Annotated in this window: 13 protein-coding genes; 3 read left to right on the top strand and 10 right to left on the bottom strand. The window is 44.1% G+C overall.

Annotated features, from left to right (window positions below):
* The first annotated feature begins 50 nt into the window (after positions 1 to 50).
* The gene (gene katG / locus H5181_RS11485; RefSeq protein WP_182751070.1) at positions 51 to 2,324 is read left to right on the top strand and encodes a catalase/peroxidase HPI; all 2,274 of its coding nucleotides are present in this window, start codon (positions 51 to 53) and stop codon (positions 2,322 to 2,324) included.
* Between the two features lie 256 nt (positions 2,325 to 2,580).
* Positions 2,581 to 3,774 (top strand): serine hydrolase, encoded by a 1,194-nt coding sequence (locus tag H5181_RS11480; RefSeq protein WP_259397036.1) that lies wholly within the window; start codon positions 2,581 to 2,583, stop codon positions 3,772 to 3,774.
* Positions 3,775 to 3,963: 189 nt separating this feature from the next.
* Here H5181_RS11480 and H5181_RS11475 read toward each other — a convergent pair whose 3' ends face one another.
* The 10 genes from H5181_RS11475 to H5181_RS11430 all read right to left on the bottom strand — a co-directional run bounded on the left by H5181_RS11475 (position 3,964) and on the right by H5181_RS11430 (position 17,188).
* The gene (locus H5181_RS11475) at positions 3,964 to 4,416 is read right to left on the bottom strand and encodes a hypothetical protein (RefSeq protein WP_182751068.1); all 453 of its coding nucleotides are present in this window, start codon (positions 4,414 to 4,416) and stop codon (positions 3,964 to 3,966) included.
* A gap of 62 nt (positions 4,417 to 4,478) precedes the next feature.
* Entirely contained in the window at positions 4,479 to 5,138 is a 660-nt protein-coding gene (locus H5181_RS11470; RefSeq protein ID WP_123776482.1) for a molecular chaperone, read from the bottom strand.
* Positions 5,139 to 5,222: 84 nt separating this feature from the next.
* Positions 5,223 to 5,858, bottom strand: coding sequence for a DMSO/selenate family reductase complex B subunit (locus H5181_RS11465; protein WP_011638570.1), 636 nt, complete (start codon positions 5,856 to 5,858; stop codon positions 5,223 to 5,225).
* Between the two features lie 12 nt (positions 5,859 to 5,870).
* Positions 5,871 to 8,300: a DMSO/selenate family reductase complex A subunit gene (locus H5181_RS11460; RefSeq protein ID WP_182751067.1), complete on the bottom strand. Its 2,430-nt coding sequence runs from the start codon at positions 8,298 to 8,300 to the stop codon at positions 5,871 to 5,873.
* Between the two features lie 40 nt (positions 8,301 to 8,340).
* Entirely contained in the window at positions 8,341 to 10,347 is a 2,007-nt protein-coding gene (locus H5181_RS11455; protein ID WP_182751066.1) for an MtrB/PioB family decaheme-associated outer membrane protein, read from the bottom strand.
* A 15-nt stretch (positions 10,348 to 10,362) separates the two neighbouring features.
* Positions 10,363 to 11,316, bottom strand: a complete 954-nt coding sequence (locus H5181_RS11450; RefSeq protein ID WP_182751065.1) for a DmsE family decaheme c-type cytochrome — start codon at positions 11,314 to 11,316, stop codon at positions 10,363 to 10,365.
* Positions 11,317 to 11,963: 647 nt separating this feature from the next.
* Positions 11,964 to 12,389, bottom strand: coding sequence for an HPP family protein (locus tag H5181_RS11445; protein ID WP_011638578.1), 426 nt, complete (start codon positions 12,387 to 12,389; stop codon positions 11,964 to 11,966).
* An 89-nt stretch (positions 12,390 to 12,478) separates the two neighbouring features.
* On the bottom strand, positions 12,479 to 13,204 hold the full coding sequence (locus H5181_RS11440; RefSeq protein ID WP_182751064.1) for a CBM9 family sugar-binding protein: 726 nt from the start codon (positions 13,202 to 13,204) through the stop codon (positions 12,479 to 12,481).
* Between the two features lie 554 nt (positions 13,205 to 13,758).
* Entirely contained in the window at positions 13,759 to 15,966 is a 2,208-nt protein-coding gene (locus H5181_RS11435; protein WP_182751063.1) for a malate synthase G, read from the bottom strand.
* A gap of 271 nt (positions 15,967 to 16,237) precedes the next feature.
* Positions 16,238 to 17,188: a LysR family transcriptional regulator gene (locus H5181_RS11430; RefSeq protein WP_011638581.1), complete on the bottom strand. Its 951-nt coding sequence runs from the start codon at positions 17,186 to 17,188 to the stop codon at positions 16,238 to 16,240.
* Positions 17,189 to 17,297: 109 nt separating this feature from the next.
* Between H5181_RS11430 and H5181_RS11425 the strand changes: the two genes are divergently transcribed.
* Entirely contained in the window at positions 17,298 to 18,878 is a 1,581-nt protein-coding gene (locus H5181_RS11425; RefSeq protein WP_182751062.1) for an isocitrate lyase, read from the top strand.
* Positions 18,879 to 18,953: the final 75 nt, after the last annotated feature.

Raw genomic sequence — 18,953 nt, 5'->3', positions numbered from 1 at the left:
CATACATCTTCACATGAAGCGAAGATGCGTTAACTTTAAGGAAGCTAACTATGAAACATCCATTATTTAATCAAAAAATACTCGCGGGTTTTGTCAGCATGCTGCTTATATCCGGCTCTGCTTTCGCCAACAATAACGAAAAGTCAGAAATGACCAAGCCCAAAGGAGCTGTTGGAACTGGTGTAGCATTAGAAAACCAAGCAAGAACGAATCAATTTTGGTGGCCTGATCAACTCAATCTATCTGCGCTGCGTGACCACGATAAGCGCTCTAATCCTTATGGCGAAAACTTTGGCTACGCCAAGGCATTTAACAGCCTAGATCTTGATAAAGTCAAACTAGACATTAATGCGTTACTGACCACATCTCAAGATTGGTGGCCGTCAGATTATGGCAACTATGGCCCCTTTTTTATCCGTATGACATGGCACAGTGCAGGTACCTATCGCACCCTTGATGGCCGAGGGGGCGCTGGTGGTGGCCAACAACGTTTTGAACCACTCAACAGCTGGCCTGATAATGCGAGTTTAGACAAAGCGCGACGTTTGCTCTGGCCAATCAAAATGAAGTATGGAGAAGCCATTTCTTGGTCTGATTTGATTGTGTTAGCGGGTAATGTATCGCTTGAAAATATGGGCTTTAAAACCTACGGTTTTGCCGGTGGACGTAATGATGATTGGGAACCAGACATGGTGTACTGGGGACCAGAAATTGAAATGCTTGCTAGCGACAGAGAAGATAACGGCGGCAAGTTACAACGTCCGCTTGGTGCCACTCACATGGGCTTAATATACGTAAACCCAGAGGGGCCAAAAGGCGTACCAGACCCATTGGGCTCAGCCAAAAATATTCGTGTAGCCTTTGAACGTATGGCGATGAACGATGAAGAAACACTAGCCCTAATTGCGGGTGGACACACATTTGGTAAAATGCACGGTGCGCACAAGCCTAAAGATTGTCTAGGCGCTGAACCTGCTGCAGCGGGTATCGAAGAGCAAGGCCTTGGCTGGAAAAACAAATGTGGTAAAGGACACTCTGAAGACACTATCACCAGTGGTTTAGAAGGTGCTTGGACTCAAGCCCCAACAAAATGGACCTCTTTATATCTAAGCAATTTACTTACCTTCGAGTGGAAACAAACTCGAAGCCCTGCTGGCGCTATCCAATGGATTCCTACAGACGAGTCGTTGCATAAAGCGGTTCCTGACGCGCATGTTAAAGGCAAGTTTCACGCTCCTGTCATGACAACAGCAGACTTAGCATTAAAGTATGATCCTGAGTATCGAAAAATTGCTGAACGCTTTTTAGCTGATCCAGAAGAATACCGCTTAGCTTTCGCTAAAGCTTGGTACAAACTGACCCATAGAGATATGGGCCCATCACGTAATTTCTTAGGCAAAGAAGTCCCTAAAGAAAGTCTAATTTGGCAAGATCCTATAGATGATAAAACACAATCAAATATAGATGCTGATGGCGTGCAAGCACTTAAAGCACAAATTCTAAAGTCTAACCTAACCGTGTCAGAGTTAGTGCGTGTGGCTTGGGCATCTGCGGCAAGTTACCGTCATTCAGACATGCGCGGTGGTGCAAACGGTGCACGTATTGCATTATCACCTCAAAAAGACTGGTCGATAAATAATCCGGCTGAAACCGCTAAAGTGATTAAAACACTAAAAGCGATTCAAGAGAACTACAACGACAGCTTGTTTAGTAAAAGCAAAGTATCACTGGCCGACTTAATCGTTCTAGGGGGCACTGCTGCAATAGAAAAGGCCGCTAAAGATGCAGGTTTTACTGTATCAGTGCCATTTAATGCTGGTCGTGGTGATGCCACACAAGCAATGACCGATATCAATGCCTTTAGTTTACTTGAGCTAACATCTGATGGTTTTAGAAATTACTTTGACGCAGAGCAAAGCTACAAGTCGCCTGTGGACATGTTAGTTGATAAAGCAGACCAACTTAACCTATCGGTGCCAGAAATGACCGTTTTAGTGGGTGGATTACGCGCACTTGACGCTAACTACAAAGGGCTAAAACACGGAGTACTCACAAGCACTCCAGGCACCTTAAACAATGACTTTTTCGTCAATTTACTCGACATGTCTACGGTTTGGAAAAAATCGTCAACCGATGGTATTTATGAGGGATTTGATCGTCAGTCAGGTCACAAAAAATGGACCGCCACCTCCGTCGATTTAGTCTTTGGTTCAAACTCAGAGCTTCGTGCAGTGTCTGAAGTGTATGCGTTTGATACATCGAAGCAAAAATTTGTCGAAGACTTTGCAGCAGCCTGGACTAAAGTAATGAACCTAGACCGTTAATGTTAAGCCTAGCGACTAAATGCGGCAAAACGTAATAGTGGCAGCGTAACAGAGCTTGAATTTACAACATTTAGAAGCGAATCAATCGATTCGCTTTTTTTTATCTATAACACTCAAAAAAGCACTTCAAACAAAGCCATAACTTAGCCTGATTATCGCCGGTGAAAAGTTGGCTAAATTGTTAACAATTTGATTTATATTGATGATGCCTATAGGTTATTGTCATTACATCAATTTTATCTACCTGGAAACGTCAATGTCGACTTTGTTTAAGTTCATCAAAGCTGCCTTACTAAGCATCTTTATTATTGTCATCGTTCTTGTCGCGTTTAATTGGCAAAGCGTTAATCGCTTATACAGCGTAGTCACCTTATTTGATGAATCTCTCGTGGTAAATAATTTCTCCAATATGAAGGATGTCTTTTTTAACAAAAAAATCGATAAACAAGGCGAGCCTTATGTGTTCGACGTCGCCTTAACGCCTTTGCCTGAATCGTTTACCTATCGAAACAGCTCAACCAATACCGAAGCGTTTCTCACTCGCAGAGCAACAACCGCATTACTGGTGCTTAAAAATGACCAAATAACTTACGAGCAATATTTTCTAGGCACTAAAAGTGATGACAAACGTATCTCGTGGTCAATGGCCAAATCATTTGTATCGATATTGTTCGGCATGCAGGTGGATGCTGGCAACATTGATATTGAAAAAACCGTCGGCTTTTATCTGCCCGAGCTTGCCAAGTCTGGTTATGGCGACGTCAAAGTAAAACACGTATTACAAATGTCGTCTGGGGTTAAGTGGAACGAAGACTATCTAGATTTTTATTCTGACATTAACAAAATGGGTCGTGTACTGGCTATTGGCGGCTCGTTAGATCAAATGACCAGTGAACTGGTTAATGAGTCAGCCCCAGGCAAAGCATTTCATTATGTCAGCATGGACACCCACGTGATTGGTATGATACTCAGGCGCGTTTCTGGTAAATCATTAATCGAACTTTTACAGCAAAATATCTGGAACACCATCGGCATGGAAAGCGATGCCTATTGGCTTACCGACTCCCAAGGTAGCGCATTTGCGTTAGGCGGCTTAAATGTTACCACCCGTGACTACGCCCGCTTTGGCCGCTTATTACTCAATAATGGCGCATTTAATGGCAAGCAAATCGTGTCAGCTGCTTGGATTAAAGCCGCCACTACACCGCAAGCAGATTACCTACAACCGCAAGTCGGAAAATTAGGTTATGGTTATCAAATTTGGTTACCGCCAGAAGCACAGCAAGGTGAATTTTTCTGTGTCGGTGTATACGGACAATATATTTATGTAAACCAAAAACACAATGTGGTGATAGTTAAAAACAGTGCCGATTTAGGCTTTCTTGATGAGCTGAATTCAAAACAAGAAACCATCGAATTTTTCCGTGAGATTGTGGCGTCATTGGAGTAATTAGATATTCCTCAGACTCTGCTCCACTTTTCGATTGCTCACTTATCTGAAGCTCACTTATCGATTGCGCATTTATCGGCAGATCACTTTTCGATTGCTCGCTTTTCGATTACTGAGCATCAACCCGAATACCATGCGACGCAAGATGAAAAGTTAGCTTTTTTAGTCTGATAAATTTAATAGCTAACGTCACATATTGCGTTTTTGGAGCAGCCTCTGCCGATTTAGCTCATCGAGCTGTTCGCTAAGGTTGAGAATTTGTTGTTGCAGCGCTTGATATTGAGTCTGGCTGGACTCATTAACAGGCTTGTCGCCCAACTCTTTCGTTGCCCACATTTTGGTAAGCTGAATGATCAGATGTTCGGCTTGGCTCAGGTTGTCATGCTCAATCTGTTTGATCATCAGTAACCGAAAGCAGTCGAATAGTATGGTGAGCATAAACTCATGGCTGAGCTGCTGCTCTTGCTCCTGAGTCACAGCCCCTTGAAAGCCGATGGCTGCGATTAAATTAGAGACTGTGGTAACGGTGGTTGCCCCAATAAAAAGCGACTGGATCTCAGGCTCTAACATCAGAACCCGCTCAAGCTGTTGCGACAACTTACCTTTATTCCACTGAGCGCCCAGCGCTTTAATGAACGTCATATCAATCCACCCGTTATAAAACCTTGTCTCTTAACGATACTGTCTATTAACGATACTGCCTATTAACGATATAGGCGCGCGGTCATAGGGACCAGATTTAGCCTTTGGATCAGTCGATCTAAATAGGCTTGAGTCAGCATTGCTATGCCGCGATAAAAATCAGTTCTAGCATGTTCATTCATCAGTTCGAGGCAGCGACCAGACCAAGGAAGAAGGTGTTGCTGCAGCAAAATCATGCAGCTTCGTTCTAGTGGTTCGTTATCTTCAGTTTGATCCCATTGGGTAAACATTTGATCCAATACCGCGAAAAACAGACCAATATGATCGACAGGTTGATTACTATCCAGCTCGAAGCTGATCCCTTGTTCATGATAAAAGGCTTTTAGTGCCATAGTCGACTTATCATTGAGGAGTTGCCTCTCGCTCAAATAGACCGATCCCCAAGGCACAGCATTGGGCTCGCCCGGTCCATAGAAAAGTTGTGCATAGTCCAGTTTTAAGGCTTGTTGTTTATCTTCAGTCCATTGGCCGAGATAATTGGCCAGCAACTCACGACCACTCGACTCTTTGGCCGATGCGGTAAACGGTGGCCAGCTTTGAGCAACATCATGCTCAATAAATCCTTGGATCAACTCTGGGGTCGGATCATTAAAGAGTACATTGTGAAGAATGCGCGCAATGCCTTGATATTCTAGGAGTTCATTTTCGGTAAGAGATGCCATGCTAACCTCGTTTGTTGAACTAAATGTATCGCCATAAACAGCAAATAGAGGTGCCACTCCACATGAGTGGCACCAATCGGGGGATTAAACTTCTGCGTAGTTCAACACTTCTCCATCAGTGTCACCACTTGGGCGAGAATGACGGTTAGGTGTAATAAGTAAGTTAGGTGTAGTAATACTGCTTTGTGGCAACGGAGCAACCGCGGGCGAGATGGCGCCCGGGTACTTAGCCATCAGCTCTTCCATCGGTCCGAAATCGATAGCTCGCATAGGGCAAGACTCCACACATGAAGGTTGTTTACCTTCGGCCAAACGCTCAAAACAACCATCACACTTGGTCATCACCTTACGATCTTTATCTATCTGCGGCGCATCATATGGGCAAGCTCTTGCACAACTTTCACAGCCGATACAAAGATCTGCCGCCACATGGACTAAACCATCTTCGCGGCGTTTGTGCATTGCGCCAGTTGGACAAGCCTTAACACAAACAGGCTCCGAGCAGTGGTTACAAGCGATAGACATGTAATAGGCAAATACGTTTTGGCTTACAGTGCCATCACCATGTTCTGTCCATTGTCCCCCACCGTATTCATAAACCCGGCGCCAGTTGATGCCAACGGGGAGGTCTTTACGATCCTTACACGATATCTGACAGGTTTTACAGCCAGTACATTTACTTGCGTCGACATGAAAGCCGTATTGGATATTATTACTCATTGTTAACTCCTATCAGACCTTACGGATTTCAACCAGGTTAGTGTGCTGAGGATTACCTTTCGTTATCGGTGTAGTGCGTTGTGTGGTAAGCACGTTCAAACAACCGCCTTTATCCACATTGCCACCAGGTAGGAACCAAGCGCCCTGCCCCAGTGCTGTTACGCCGACCATAATACGAGGTGTTACCTTAACTTCGACTTCGATGGTGCCGCGATCATTGAAAATGTGGACCTTATCACCAGTGCTAAGTCCGCGCTGATTAGCATCGATTGGGTTCATCCACACAGCATCCTGCACCGCTTCACGCAGCCAAGGGACGTTGTGAAAACTAGAGTGGGCACGGCCCTTAGTGTGATAACCAGTAAGTTGTAATGGATACTTCTTCTTGGTTTCAGTATCTTCATAACCTTCCCAGGTCGGCACGTATTTAGGTAGCGCAGATATTACGTCACCCTCTTTGAGCTTCCAGGTACGCGCTTTTTCCGCTAAGCGTGATGAGTAGATCTCAATCTTTCCAGAAGGTGTGCCGAGTGGATTGGCATCGGGATCGGTACGGAAATCTTCCAGTACGATATAACCCCCGTTCGGCAAATATTTGCGATAGATACCCTGTGTGAGCATCACCTCTTTTGCTGGTAATTCTGGGGTAGCCTCTTTAGATTCGGCATAGAATTGATCCAACCAATCTTTGCGACTCTTACCTTCGGTAAACTCGGCTTCAACCCCCATGCGTCTTGCTAAGTCGACACAGACCTCATAGATAGGACGGCTCTCGAACATAGGGTCGACACTGCTGCTCATCTGTACCAAGGAGGCGGTATCACCTGCGGCGTAACTTTGGTTAACTAAGTCTTCTGATTCAAGCCATGACACGTCTGGCAACAAAACATCGGCAAATTTGGCACTGGGTGTCATCCAGTTATCGACCACTAGGATAAATTCACATTTAGTTTCATCCTGGAGGAGCTTCTCTGTTTTACGCACGTCAGAGTGTTGGTTAATTAGGGCATTACCACCGTAGTTGATGATCGCCTTAATATCTGTATCCAGCTTACCGTCACCCGCTTCATCAAGGTCGACACCTTGTACTCCATCGGACAAAACGGTCATGTTTTTGCCGTCTTCGATGGCCTGCGTGAAGGTAAAGAATGATATCGCTTTCTTCACTGGGTTTGAGCCAGTAGGCATTGATGGCGCGTGTAGAGAAGAGCCCTTACACAAACCACCACAGTTAGTGCCCGGCAAACCCAATTGACCTAACAGGATGGGTAGCATGTAACCCGCACGGGTGTTGTTTTCACCAGCAGCCTGACGGTTTAGCGAGGCGGCAATTTGAATGAAAGGTGCGCGAGCTGCAGCCAGTTCGCGGGCCAATTCGACAATGAGATGAGCTTCGATACCGGTAATAGCAGCAGCCCACTCTGGCGTTTTAGCATTAACACCCGGAGTTAAGTCGCCAATTTTCGCGTTATCGAGAATATACGCCTTGTAGCTCTCTTCATATCCAACGCCTTCAGGCATGGTTTTCTCGTCATAACCGACACAGTATTTATCCAGGAAGGCCTGATTAACGGTGTTAGTGGTGATCCATTCATAGGCTAAGGCTTCGAATAGCGCCGCATCGGTACCCGGACGGATTGCCAGCCACTGATCTTCTTTACCTACCGCAGAGTCGGTGTAACGAGGGTCAATCAAAATAGTCTTAAAGTTATGCTTTTGTTTCTGCACCAAGAAGTCATAGGCTTCGCCCGAACCACTCATGCGGATTTCGGATGGGTTGTAACCAACCATCAGCACTAAGTCTGAGTTTTGCATTTCAGACACACTGCTTCCTTGCCAGCCAGGGCCTGCAGAGCCATATGTTTGTCCGGCTGCTTCATAAATTTGTGACCAGCTATAATCGCCATAAGCGTTAAGATAACCGCCCTTAAGGTTCATTAAGCGATACAGACATTGTTTACCGGAGAAGTGATAACGTGCACCCGAGTTATAGGTGAAGTGAATCGATTCATTACCGTACTGATCTATAGTGCCTTGCAGTTTTTCAGCGACAAGATCAAGGGCTTCATCCCAGCTAATCCGCTCAAATTGTCCGCTACCACGAGGACCAACACGCTTCATCGGGTATTTCAGACGATCAGGTGCATAAACACGTTTACGCAAAGAGCGTCCCCGTGGGCAAGCGCGCACATCATGGTCGCCGTACTTATCTGTGGTGGTAAATTGAGACTCTACCCGGGTAATCACCCCATCGGTAGAAAAAACCTGTACCGGACAGTTAGATCCACAGTTAACCAAACAAGCCGACCAGTTGAGGTTTTCACCGGCAACAGGTGGCTTAGGCGGCACTACTTCAACATCTTTAGAGCTTGAGTTACAGCCTGAAACCGTTGCTACGCAACTTAGTGCGGCACTCATTTTTAAGAAACTTCTGCGTTCCATTATCTTTTCCTCATTGCAGTTATGATTAGCACTGTTTGCATTAGCGCAGCTGGTAGCTAAACGACAACATCACTTGGTGCGCGTTATAGTTATGGTTCAGGCTACCTAAGGTGGTCAGTCCTGGAACTGTATTGACATCAATTTGCGCGTAATCGGTGTCGTAATAGCGCTCATACTGGTAAGCCAGCTTTAACGCCATCTCTTCGCTTAATGCGTAGTTCGCATGCAGTTTGAGACTATGGTTGAAAGAGGTGTAATCCCCCTGTGGCGTGGTAACGTCATAGGTGACCAGCGTGTTGCTGGCAGAGTTAGCAAATAAGTAGTCGCCGCCTAGGCTGAGCCTGTCTTCAAGCAGCCCGCTATAGTTGAAACCAGCTCCCAGATTAATAAACTCATCTTCCACATCGGCGAACCAGTCAGGGCTTGAGAACCCCTGACTGCCAGCTTGTGCAGCGTCGATCCACTGCTGACCAGCAAAGGCATAGCCAGATAGGTGTGCATTCAGCTGCAGCCCAAGATTGATGTCATAACCGTAGTCTTCAGATTCGGTCAGACCCAGTTGAGTCTCGTTATAATCATCTTTGGCATAGCGGGCGGTCATATCCACACTAAGCCACGACGTTGGGGTGTGATTAAACTTGGCTTCGAAGGCAGTGCGCTTTCTATCAGCCAGGTAATATTTGCGTAGCAAAGGATTCGTTTCTGATGACGTCAGTTCGCTAGTTTGATATTCGCTGCCTCCACGGTTATCGAGGCTGGCCTTAAATGTAAGCTTGATGTCATCCATTGCACGGACATTAAGCTTGGCCCATAAGGCGTCATCATTGGTCTGTTCACGGTCACCATAACTGCGCTCCATCTCTTTGCGGTCATAGCCAGCCTGTAAGCGATAGTCACTGCTTAGGCGGTAACTGGCATTAAGCTTGAGGCCGCGGCGTTCGGTGTCTAAAGGGATATTCTGTTTAAATGCCCCCGATATACCGTTCACTTCATATTGAGCGAATTCCCAAACCGATCCCTTATTGTCACGCTTGCTGTAATCGACACTGCCGCCGAGTCTGAGCGTGTTGCTTAGCAGCGAAGTGACAGACAGCTTGCCGTCTAAGGTATCGACTTCTCCGTCCCAGTTTTGCAGTGGATTACCCGACATTTGAATCAAATCATCATCTTGGGTCATCTTGCCCGATGCCAAGCGACCACTCATAACGGTGCGGTTTAATTGATATTGGCCAGACAAACTAATTTGATGGGCCTGATTGTCTGGAGCAGGTGCAAAAACGTCATACAGATAAGGAAGACTTAACGCGTCAACATCGTTTTTATACTGGCTCACGAAATAGTTCAGGTTGGTAGTCCAACTATCGCCAGACAATGACAAACCCGCGGTGAGGTTATCAGTGTTGGCATCGACTGGCAGGCCAAAATTAACTGGACGCGGAGTGACAATACTACTGCTCTGGTAACCGGTTTTATTCTCGTGCTCATAACGCACATAAGCCTGATAAAAGTCTTGGCCATAGCTCAAACCCAAGCCAGCTTTGTTCCTCTGCAGCGAGAGCTCCTGAATTTGAGTATGTTCACTCGGTGTCAGTACGCCGTCTTTGTACCATAACTGACTGCGTGCATCGCCAGACTGATAACGGGTTAGCTGTTGATAATCGGCAACCAGTTTATAGTGGCCTGACTTTCCCGCTTCAAGATGAGCAAAGCCGTTATCCAAACCTAATTGATGTGCCTGAAACTTGGCTTTATAGCCTGCAGTATTTCGATAATGTAAATCGGCATCCACACTGCCATTAGCCCCGTCATTGTCGGTACCAAACGCATTACCAGAGTGAATGTCATCACTGTCAATATACGCGGCATTGACCCCGATGGTGCCGGTATAACCTGCAACTTGAGGGCAACGCTTACACTGAAATACTTGTTGGTTAACGGTACTGGTATTGGCCTTGTTCACGCCAAAGTCAGCCGCCATTGCAGAGCCCGTTATCGCGCCAGATATAGCGAGAAGTGATAACGTGATGAGGTTAAATTTGAATCTCATTTGAGTTACTCCTAATTAGCGCTGCAGCTTGCTGCCGGCTGGGTGATTGGAGCCATGGATCTGGCTATGACAATTGAGGCAACTCTTACCGCCGCCAAACACATCACTTCCGCTTTGTTGTACAACACGGCTTGCATGACCATCATCCATATGACATTGCTGACACAGTTGTGGTGCTCTTTGGGTGAGCATGGCTTCGTTAACGCTGCCATGGGGGTTATGACAGTTGGCACAATTTTCTGTCACTGGCGCATGCTCCCATAAAACAGGGCCACGTTTTTCGCCATGACAGCTATAACAAGTGTCATTCACAGTGGCGTGATTCAGCGCACTTTCACTCATAGAACCGTGTGGATTATGACAATCGATACAGGTCATTTGATCCCACTTCATCGGGTGAGATGAGCGCTTATTCATGTCAGATTTTTGCTGCGTGTGGCAAGAGGTACAGGTGTCATTAACCGTAAGCTTGTCCATAACCGGATCGTTGTCGGTGTGGATATTATGACAATCGCTGCAGGCCACCTCGTCTAAATTGTGGCTGCTGCTATGCCATGCCATCAGCTTAGGATCGTTATGGCAACCTAGGCAGACACTGTTCTGACTTTGAGCGGAAAGCTTGCTCTCTTTGCCAAAGGCGATCATCGGCTCCTTACCGCCTTTGTTATGCGCACCTAACGGGCCATGACAGGCTTCGCATTGCAGACCCGCCATAGGCGAACCCTGTTGGCTCGGGCTACCGTGCACGCTATCGAATATCGCCATGACCTTGTCATTTTTCTTATGACACATCAGGCAAGAGTCGGCACCTTTGTTAGAGTAATTACCTTGAGCAAATTTCTCCGTCAGTTGCTGTTCTAGTTGTTCACCAGTGAGTTGATTCCAGGGGGCCGCCTGAACTGAGAGAGATAAGCACGCGAAAGCGAATATCCCACAAAGTAACGTAGTGATAATACATTTGTTCATCATCTTGGCCTTACAGTTAATTATTTTATGATTTGTTAACGTTTGTGTTAATTAGTTTGCATTTAAAGTGTAATTTGAATTAACAAAAATACGAACTATTACTTTGGAGGTATTATTAGATCTGTGATTTTTAATTTAAAAATGATTTATTCGGGATCAAGATCTTTATTTATCGCCATCTATTGCATGTATTTTTTAATATTAAAAACCTCAAAAACAAAACTTCAAACATCTGATTTTAAAGAAATTAACTTAAAACATCCTACTGATGAACATGATTTTAAATTTGTTAACTATATAAATGAGAATGATTTAAACATAATATAACTTATGAACTTACATCGCCTTTATTCATAACTATTTTTATTAACCCCACAGCCATTAATAACTATTCACAACCTCGTTAATAACTTTAAATATCTTTTCATATTAATTCATAACTTAATTAGCAAACAAACTTACAATCATTATAAATAAATGATTCCACAACTAACGAATGCCTCATAAAAGACAAAAACAAAAAAGCGACCTTCAGGTCGCTTTTTTGTTTTACATTGATTTATATTTGCTAGGCCGTCAGAGGGAAAATATTCTGGCTGGAGTTATTAATGCCCACTTCATCTGAATACCATAAAGACTAAGCATAATGGTTACTTTTGCGTTAGCAGTAGGCGCTGGCAGAGTTTGACAAAATCTGACGATGTCACAATTCCTAGTACCTTATTGTGTTCATCAACCACAGGTAAACAACCCAGTTTATTGTCGATAAAATATTGCACTACAACCGTCAGCGGCTCGTCCAAACCGAGCTTCTGCACTTGGGTATCCATAACCTCGGCAATAGGCGTAAAGCGCTCCTTTCGATCTAACGCCCCTTGGCCATATTTATTGAGCATGGTTAATACAACAGCGATCATCTTTTTATGGGTTAGCATCCCAATGAATTGCCCTGTCGTTTCCGAAATCACCGGCAAATGGCGCACATTGCGAGTTTGCATCAATTGATGAGCATCTTTAAGGCTAGCTTCATTGCTAATGCAAAAAGGATTCGGGGTCATGATATCGCGCACTTCCATGGTATTACTCCTTTTACCGATTTATGCTTAAAGACTAGCCAAATCAAAAATAAATAGCCAGTAATCATGTTAATCGCCGTAGAGGCAAACTAACGTTTAAGGGTCATACGCCCAAACACACTGGCATCGATAAAGCCTCTGTTTTTGTCACCATTAACCGGGGGGATCTCATGAGAACCCATAAAATGCTCTCTTACTGGGCTGCCATCATTATCGCAATAGGCAAGCATAAAACCGATCACTTTATTCGGTGTTAATAATAAAGGCTTATCTTGCTGACCTTCTTTAAAATCATTAGGATACAGCTTAATCGCCACCTCCCAAATCACGTTGTAAGGCGCCTCGCTACTTCGCTGCCAACGACTTTTTAAATGCGACGTATACAAGTGAGCTTGTTTATCTGGGCCATAATCAGCCGCCTGATTGTCTAGGCCAATATGGTAGGCAAATGCACTGTGATTAAACTGATGATCGCCGCCTGAGGCATCGCTATCAATAAAAATCTCTAAGGTGTCATCATCCCAATAATTCACCGTTGGGTCGGCATGGGTATCAAGCAACACATCGTCGGTAATTTCAGCATGCAGATACAAATAGTGCTCATCCCACATTAGCTTATATTTACCGCTAAAATCACTCGCAGAATCTGGCAACACCCCATCCATTAAATACGGCATAGTCTGCCATTTAGCTTGCTGCCATGCTGCATCGGCAACCCCATCAATCTTGATAGGCGTTGCAGTATATTCAACATCCATAGCAAACAGTGTCTGGCTACTAAACAGTAACCCCAAAGCGAATAACGAATATTTCATAAAGCTCATTTCTAGTCGGTTTTATATAGACTCGCTTAATCTGACAGCGAAAACAATCATAAATCAGACCAGCGATTAAAGCTTTGCATCTGAAATAAATCGGCCCAACAATCTGGTCAAAACCCCGCAGGCTAGCGGGTACTTTAAAAGTTTACTCTGACACCACTCTGACACCACTTATAAAATGGCCACAAAAAAAAGCCCTAATCTTTGCAAGATCAGGGCTGATTTATTGAGTGACTACATAAACTCAGAGCCGGTATTAACGCTAGGGTCTGTTGATCTTTCAAGGTTGTTTTGCAGCGAATTGTTGGTCTTTTATACAAGGCAGAGACTTTGAGGTGTAGTTATTCTACATAAAAAGTCGATAACGTAGTAAAAATGGCCAACAAACGCTGCCCGAAGGGTTCGGCTAAAAACGTTTTACTCTTTGTTGAATGATGCTTTGCGAATAAAGAGTTGCTTAGATGACTAGGCATCAATCCATTCGCCTCGATTAAAACGTTTTTAACTCGAACAAAATTCAACCAGCAAAGATCAACAGCCCCTAGAGATTAACCTGCTTTAGCTTTAGCTTGAATTCGATAAGCATGTAGCAAAGGCTCTGTGTAACCAGAAGGTTGAGATTTACCTTTAAAAATCAGATCGCATGCTGCTTTAAAAGCGATGCCGTCAAAGTTAGGCGCCATATTAGTGTACAGCGGATCACCTGCATTTTGAGTATCGACCACAGCGGCCATTTTTTTCAACGCCGCCATCAATTGCGCTTCACTGCATAGGTCATGTTCAAGCCAATTAGCTAAATATTGCGATGAAATTCGCAAGGTTGCTCTGTCTTCCATCAAGCCGACATTATTAATATCAGGCACTTTTGAACAACCCACACCTTGATCAATCCAGCGCACAACATACCCTAAAATACCCTGGGCATTATTTTCTAGTTCAAAAGTAATTTGCTCATTGGTGAGTGTAACCCCTTCAGCAAGTAAAGGAATGGTTAACAAACTGTCAATGCTAGCACGTGGGCGTTGCTTAATGTGTTGCTGAACGTCTGCCACATTAATTTGGTGATAATGAGTAGAATGCAGCACGGCACCATTTGGCGACGGCACCCACGCTGTGTTTGCGCCCGCTTTAGGATGAGCCGATTTTTGCTCAAGCATCGCTGCCATTTCATCTGGCATTGGCCACATGCCTTTACCGATTTGAGCGCGACCTTGTAAGCCACATTCAAGCCCAATATCGACATTCCAATCTTCGTAAGCACTAATCCATTTTTGCTGTTTCATCACCGATTTAGGCACAAACGCGCCCGCTAGCATTGAGGTATGCAGCTCATCACCTGTGCGATCAAGAAAGCCAGTATTAATAAACTCGACGCGCTCTTTCGCAGCCCTAATGCACTCTTTTAAATTCAGTGTCGTTCTGCGCTCTTCATCCATAATGCCTACCTTAATAGTATTACGCGGCAGCTTGAGCGCATCTTCTATCTTAGTAAACAGGTCACAGGTAAATTGCACTTCTGCAGGACCATGCATTTTAGGTTTTACAATATTCACCGAACCTTTGCGGCTATTACTACGACCATTATTGTTACCTTTAAGGTCGTGCATCGCAGCAAGCACAGTTATCATGCCATCAAGTATCCCTTCAGGTATTTCGTTGCCATTTTTATCCAGCACGGCATCAATGGTCATCAAGTGACCCACATTACGCACAAATAACAAACTTCTGCCAGGTAAAGTCACTGTTTTTACATCTGCATCCTGGTTGGTACTCTGATTGACATTAGCTGCGGTATAGACGCGATCGTCATTGAGTTCTCTTACAATCTCTTTACCATTTTTAGTCAGCGAAGCAGATAAATTACCTTGCATCAAACCTAACCAATTGCGATAAACTTCAACCTTATCTTCAGCATCCACTGCGGCGACAGAGTCCTCACAGTCCATAATGGTGGTAACAGCGGCTTCAACCAGTAAGTCTTTAACACCAGCGCGATCGCTGCCACCAATAACACTGCTTGGATCTATTTGAATTTCGATATGCAGACCATTATTAACTAATAAAATAGCACTGGGTGCATCGGCACTACCTTGGTAACCCACACATTTATCGGTTTGTGCTAAGGTTGTGGTAGAGCCGTCAGTTAATTGCACCCGTAACACACCCGCGTCGAGGTAATAACGGGTCACATCGGCATGGCTGCCTTGTGCTAAGAGCGCAGCGGTATCTAAGTGTTGTTTGGCAAAAGCGATAACTTTATTGCCGCGTACCGGGTTGTATTGTTTAGTGAGCTCCGCGCCACCGTCTTCAGATATCGCGTCAGTGCCATATAGCGCATCATACAAGCTGCCCCAACGAGCATTGGCAGCGTTAAGCGCAAAGCGAGCATTTTTAACCGGCACTACAAGTTGTGGTCCCGCTTGCGCGGCAATTTCATGGTCGACATTTTCAGTGCTAATTTGAAAAGCCTCACCCTCAGGCACCAGGTAACCTATCTCAAATAGAAAAGCTTTATATGTTGCAGGGTCAAAATCTTTGGTGGGATGACCAATATGCCATTGATCAATTTGCTGTTGTAGTTGTTGTCTTTTTTCTAACAGCTTCACATTAACGGGAGAAAACTCGCTAATAATGTCCTCAAATTTTGCCCAAAAGGTTGCTGAGTCAATGCCAGTACCTGGGCAAATGTCACTGTCGACCAGTTGCCACAATGCTTGCGCTATTTGTAATCCACCTACTTGAATACGTGCTGTCATTTTATATCCCTACCTTAATTTCTGTGCGTTGACCGTAAACTTAGCCTTAAATCATTGGCTCTAAATCATTAGCCATAAATAACTCGCACAAACTCATTCCACTGTTAACAGCTTACTGTTCATACGCAGTAATACTTTACTCTATATCAAAGTTATCGTATTTATCCAATTTATGCTCATTATCGCCACTATTCACCAAAGATATGGCAAAATGGTGTTTTTTGGTTAATTTGCAACATATACGTAACTAAAAATCACAATAACAGTAAGGTTAAACATCCCCTCTATTTATCTCTTCTGCGGTTTTAGTGATCAGTTGACGCATCCACTGATGCGCGGGATTATGCTGAAGCAAAGGGCTCCAGGCCATAGTTAAGGCGATGGGTTGAATAATAAAAGGCGGCGGAACAATGCTCACCCGCTCATTATTGATATGATGACGTGCCATCTTACTTGGTATGGTTGCGATCAAATCTTGTTGCTCAGCCAACAAACAGGCGGCTTGATAATGGCGTGTAAAAACGGTGATCTGGCGTTTCACACCCATTCGAGTTAATGCTTCATCTACCCAGCCCAAACGCTGAACATCATCAGGGTTCATCCCTACCCCAACACCCATCCCTGTTTTACTCACCCACACATGCTTAGCTTTTAAATAACTGTCTAAAGAAAACTTCTTTAAAACAGGATTACCTTTACTAATCAAGCAGCTAAAATCATCACTCCACAATATTTTTTGATGGAATGATTGCGGAATACTGTCGAAACGGTTGATCACCATATCGACTCTTCCTTGTTCTACATCAGGGAAACTGACATCACTTGGGGTCATGATATCTAAAATAATGTTGGGTGCTTGAGTACGAAGCTTAGCAATAAGCGGCGGAATTAACGTCGCTTCAGCATAATCACTTGCCATAACACGGAAGACTTTATCACTTTCCAGTGGATCAAAATTGGCACGCGGTTGTACGGCTTTTTCCAGCCCAATAATCAGCTCACTGATAATGGGTTGTAATTCATTTGCACGTTCGGTCGGCGTCATACCCTGACTAGTGCGAATAAGTAAAGGATCATCAAACAAGTTTCGTAAGCGTTTTAGGCCGTTACTCATTGCAGGCTGGCTGATCCCAAGCTGGTCTGCAGCTTTAGTTACGTTTCTTTCACGCAGTAAAACATCTAAATAAACAAGGAGGTTCAAGTCGATACGAGATACATTCATATGGTGAATACCGAAGATAGTAAGTATAAATTAGGTTTATTTAACCAAATCTAGCTATTATTTTCAACGTAATCAATTGCCGCTAATCTATTTGTTAAGGAATAAACACATGACTCACTACAAAAATAATATCGATGAAGCTGCCACCTTGATTAATTCAGAAGGTAGTGCATGGAATGCCATCAACCCAGAGTCAGTCGCTCGTATGCGTCTACAAAATCGCTTTAAAACTGGGTTAGATATCGCAAAATACACTGCCAAGATCATGCGTGAAGACATGGACAACTACGACAAGGACTCATCGCAGTACACTCAGTCTTTAGGTTGCTGGCATGGTTTTATCGCCCAACAAAAAATGATTTCGATTAAAAAACACCTTTTAACCACCAAGCGTCGTTACTTATATCTTTCAGGTTGGATGGTAGCTGCACTGCGTAGTGAGTTTGGTCCATTACCAGACCAATCTATGCATGAAAAAACTTCTGTTGCTGCGTTGATTAAAGAGTTATACACCTTCCTACGTCAAGCTGATGCTCGTGAACTAGGTGGTCTTTTCCGCGAATTAGATAGTGCCAAAGAGTCAGATAAAGCCGCGATTCAACACAAAATTGAAAACTTCGAAACCCACGTTGTACCTATTATTGCCGACATTGATGCCGGTTTTGGTAACGAAGAAGCAACTTACTTAATGGCAAAACAGATGATTGAAGCCGGTGCTTGTTGTATTCAATTAGAAAACCAAGTGTCAGATGTAAAACAGTGTGGCCACCAAGACGGTAAAGTCACCGTGCCACATGTTGAATTTTTAGCAAAAATTAATGCGGTTCGTTATGCATTTTTAGAACTCGGTATCGATGACGGCGTGATTGTTGCGCGCACCGATTCATTAGGTGCAGGCTTAACTCAAAAAATTGCTGTCACTAAAGAAGCTGGCGATCTAGGCGATTTATACAATAGCTTCCTTGAAGTTGAAGCCGTTGATGCAGCAAAACTTGAAAATGGTGATGTGGTATTCAAGCAAGGTGGCAAACTGGTGAAACCGGCTCGTCTACCAAATGGCTTATTTAAGTTCCGTGCTGGTACGGGTGAAGAACGTTGTGTACTTGATTGTATTACCTCATTGCAAAATGGCGCTGATTTATTGTGGATTGAAACTGAAAAGCCTCATGTATCTCAAATCGGTGGCATGGTTAACGAAATCCGTAAAGTTGTTCCTAATGCCAAGCTTGTGTATAACAACTCGCCATCGTTTAACTGGACGCTTAACTTCCGTCAGCAAGTATTTGATGCGATGCAAAAAGCAGGACAAGACGTTTCAGCTTACGACCGCGCGCAATTAATGAGTGTTGATTACGATGGCACTGAGCTTGCTATCCAAGCTGATGAAAAAATTCGTACATTCCAATCTGACTCGGCCCGTGAAGCAGGTATTTTCCATCACCTTATTACACTACCGACTTACCATACTGCAGCATTATCTACCGATAACTTGGCTAAAGAATACTTCGGTGACCAAGGTATGTTGGGTTATGTTGCCAATGTTCAACGTAAGGAAATCCGTCAAGGTATCGCCTGTGTTAAACATCAAAACATGGCAGGTTCAGATATTGGTGATGCACATAAAGAGTACTTCTCTGGTGACCAAGCGCTTAAAGCGTCTGGTAAAGACAACACAATGAACCAGTTCTAAGACCGCTTTTATAGACTGATTTTATAACTGCTTTTATAACTGCTTTTATAACTGCTTTTATAACTGCTTTTATAG

The sequence above is a fragment of the Shewanella sp. SG44-2 genome (genome assembly GCF_014164215.1).
Classification (GTDB): Bacteria; Pseudomonadota; Gammaproteobacteria; order Enterobacterales; family Shewanellaceae; genus Shewanella; species Shewanella frigidimarina.
Note: the sequence above shows the minus strand (reverse complement) of the source record. Positions and strands in the feature narration are given on the sequence as shown.

Coding starts and splice junctions, on each gene's coding strand:
- katG (WP_182751070.1), top strand. CDS start 51: ATGAAACATCCATTATTTAATCAAAAAATACTCGCGGGTTTTGTCAGC.
- H5181_RS11480 (WP_259397036.1), top strand. CDS start 2,581: ATGTCGACTTTGTTTAAGTTCATCAAAGCTGCCTTACTAAGCATCTTT.
- H5181_RS11475 (WP_182751068.1), bottom strand. CDS start 4,416: ATGACGTTCATTAAAGCGCTGGGCGCTCAGTGGAATAAAGGTAAGTTG.
- H5181_RS11470 (WP_123776482.1), bottom strand. CDS start 5,138: ATGGCATCTCTTACCGAAAATGAACTCCTAGAATATCAAGGCATTGCG.
- H5181_RS11465 (WP_011638570.1), bottom strand. CDS start 5,858: ATGAGTAATAATATCCAATACGGCTTTCATGTCGACGCAAGTAAATGT.
- H5181_RS11460 (WP_182751067.1), bottom strand. CDS start 8,300: ATGGAACGCAGAAGTTTCTTAAAAATGAGTGCCGCACTAAGTTGCGTA.
- H5181_RS11455 (WP_182751066.1), bottom strand. CDS start 10,347: ATGAGATTCAAATTTAACCTCATCACGTTATCACTTCTCGCTATATCT.
- H5181_RS11450 (WP_182751065.1), bottom strand. CDS start 11,316: ATGATGAACAAATGTATTATCACTACGTTACTTTGTGGGATATTCGCT.
- H5181_RS11445 (WP_011638578.1), bottom strand. CDS start 12,389: ATGGAAGTGCGCGATATCATGACCCCGAATCCTTTTTGCATTAGCAAT.
- H5181_RS11440 (WP_182751064.1), bottom strand. CDS start 13,204: ATGAAATATTCGTTATTCGCTTTGGGGTTACTGTTTAGTAGCCAGACA.
- H5181_RS11435 (WP_182751063.1), bottom strand. CDS start 15,966: ATGACAGCACGTATTCAAGTAGGTGGATTACAAATAGCGCAAGCATTG.
- H5181_RS11430 (WP_011638581.1), bottom strand. CDS start 17,188: ATGAATGTATCTCGTATCGACTTGAACCTCCTTGTTTATTTAGATGTT.
- H5181_RS11425 (WP_182751062.1), top strand. CDS start 17,298: ATGACTCACTACAAAAATAATATCGATGAAGCTGCCACCTTGATTAAT.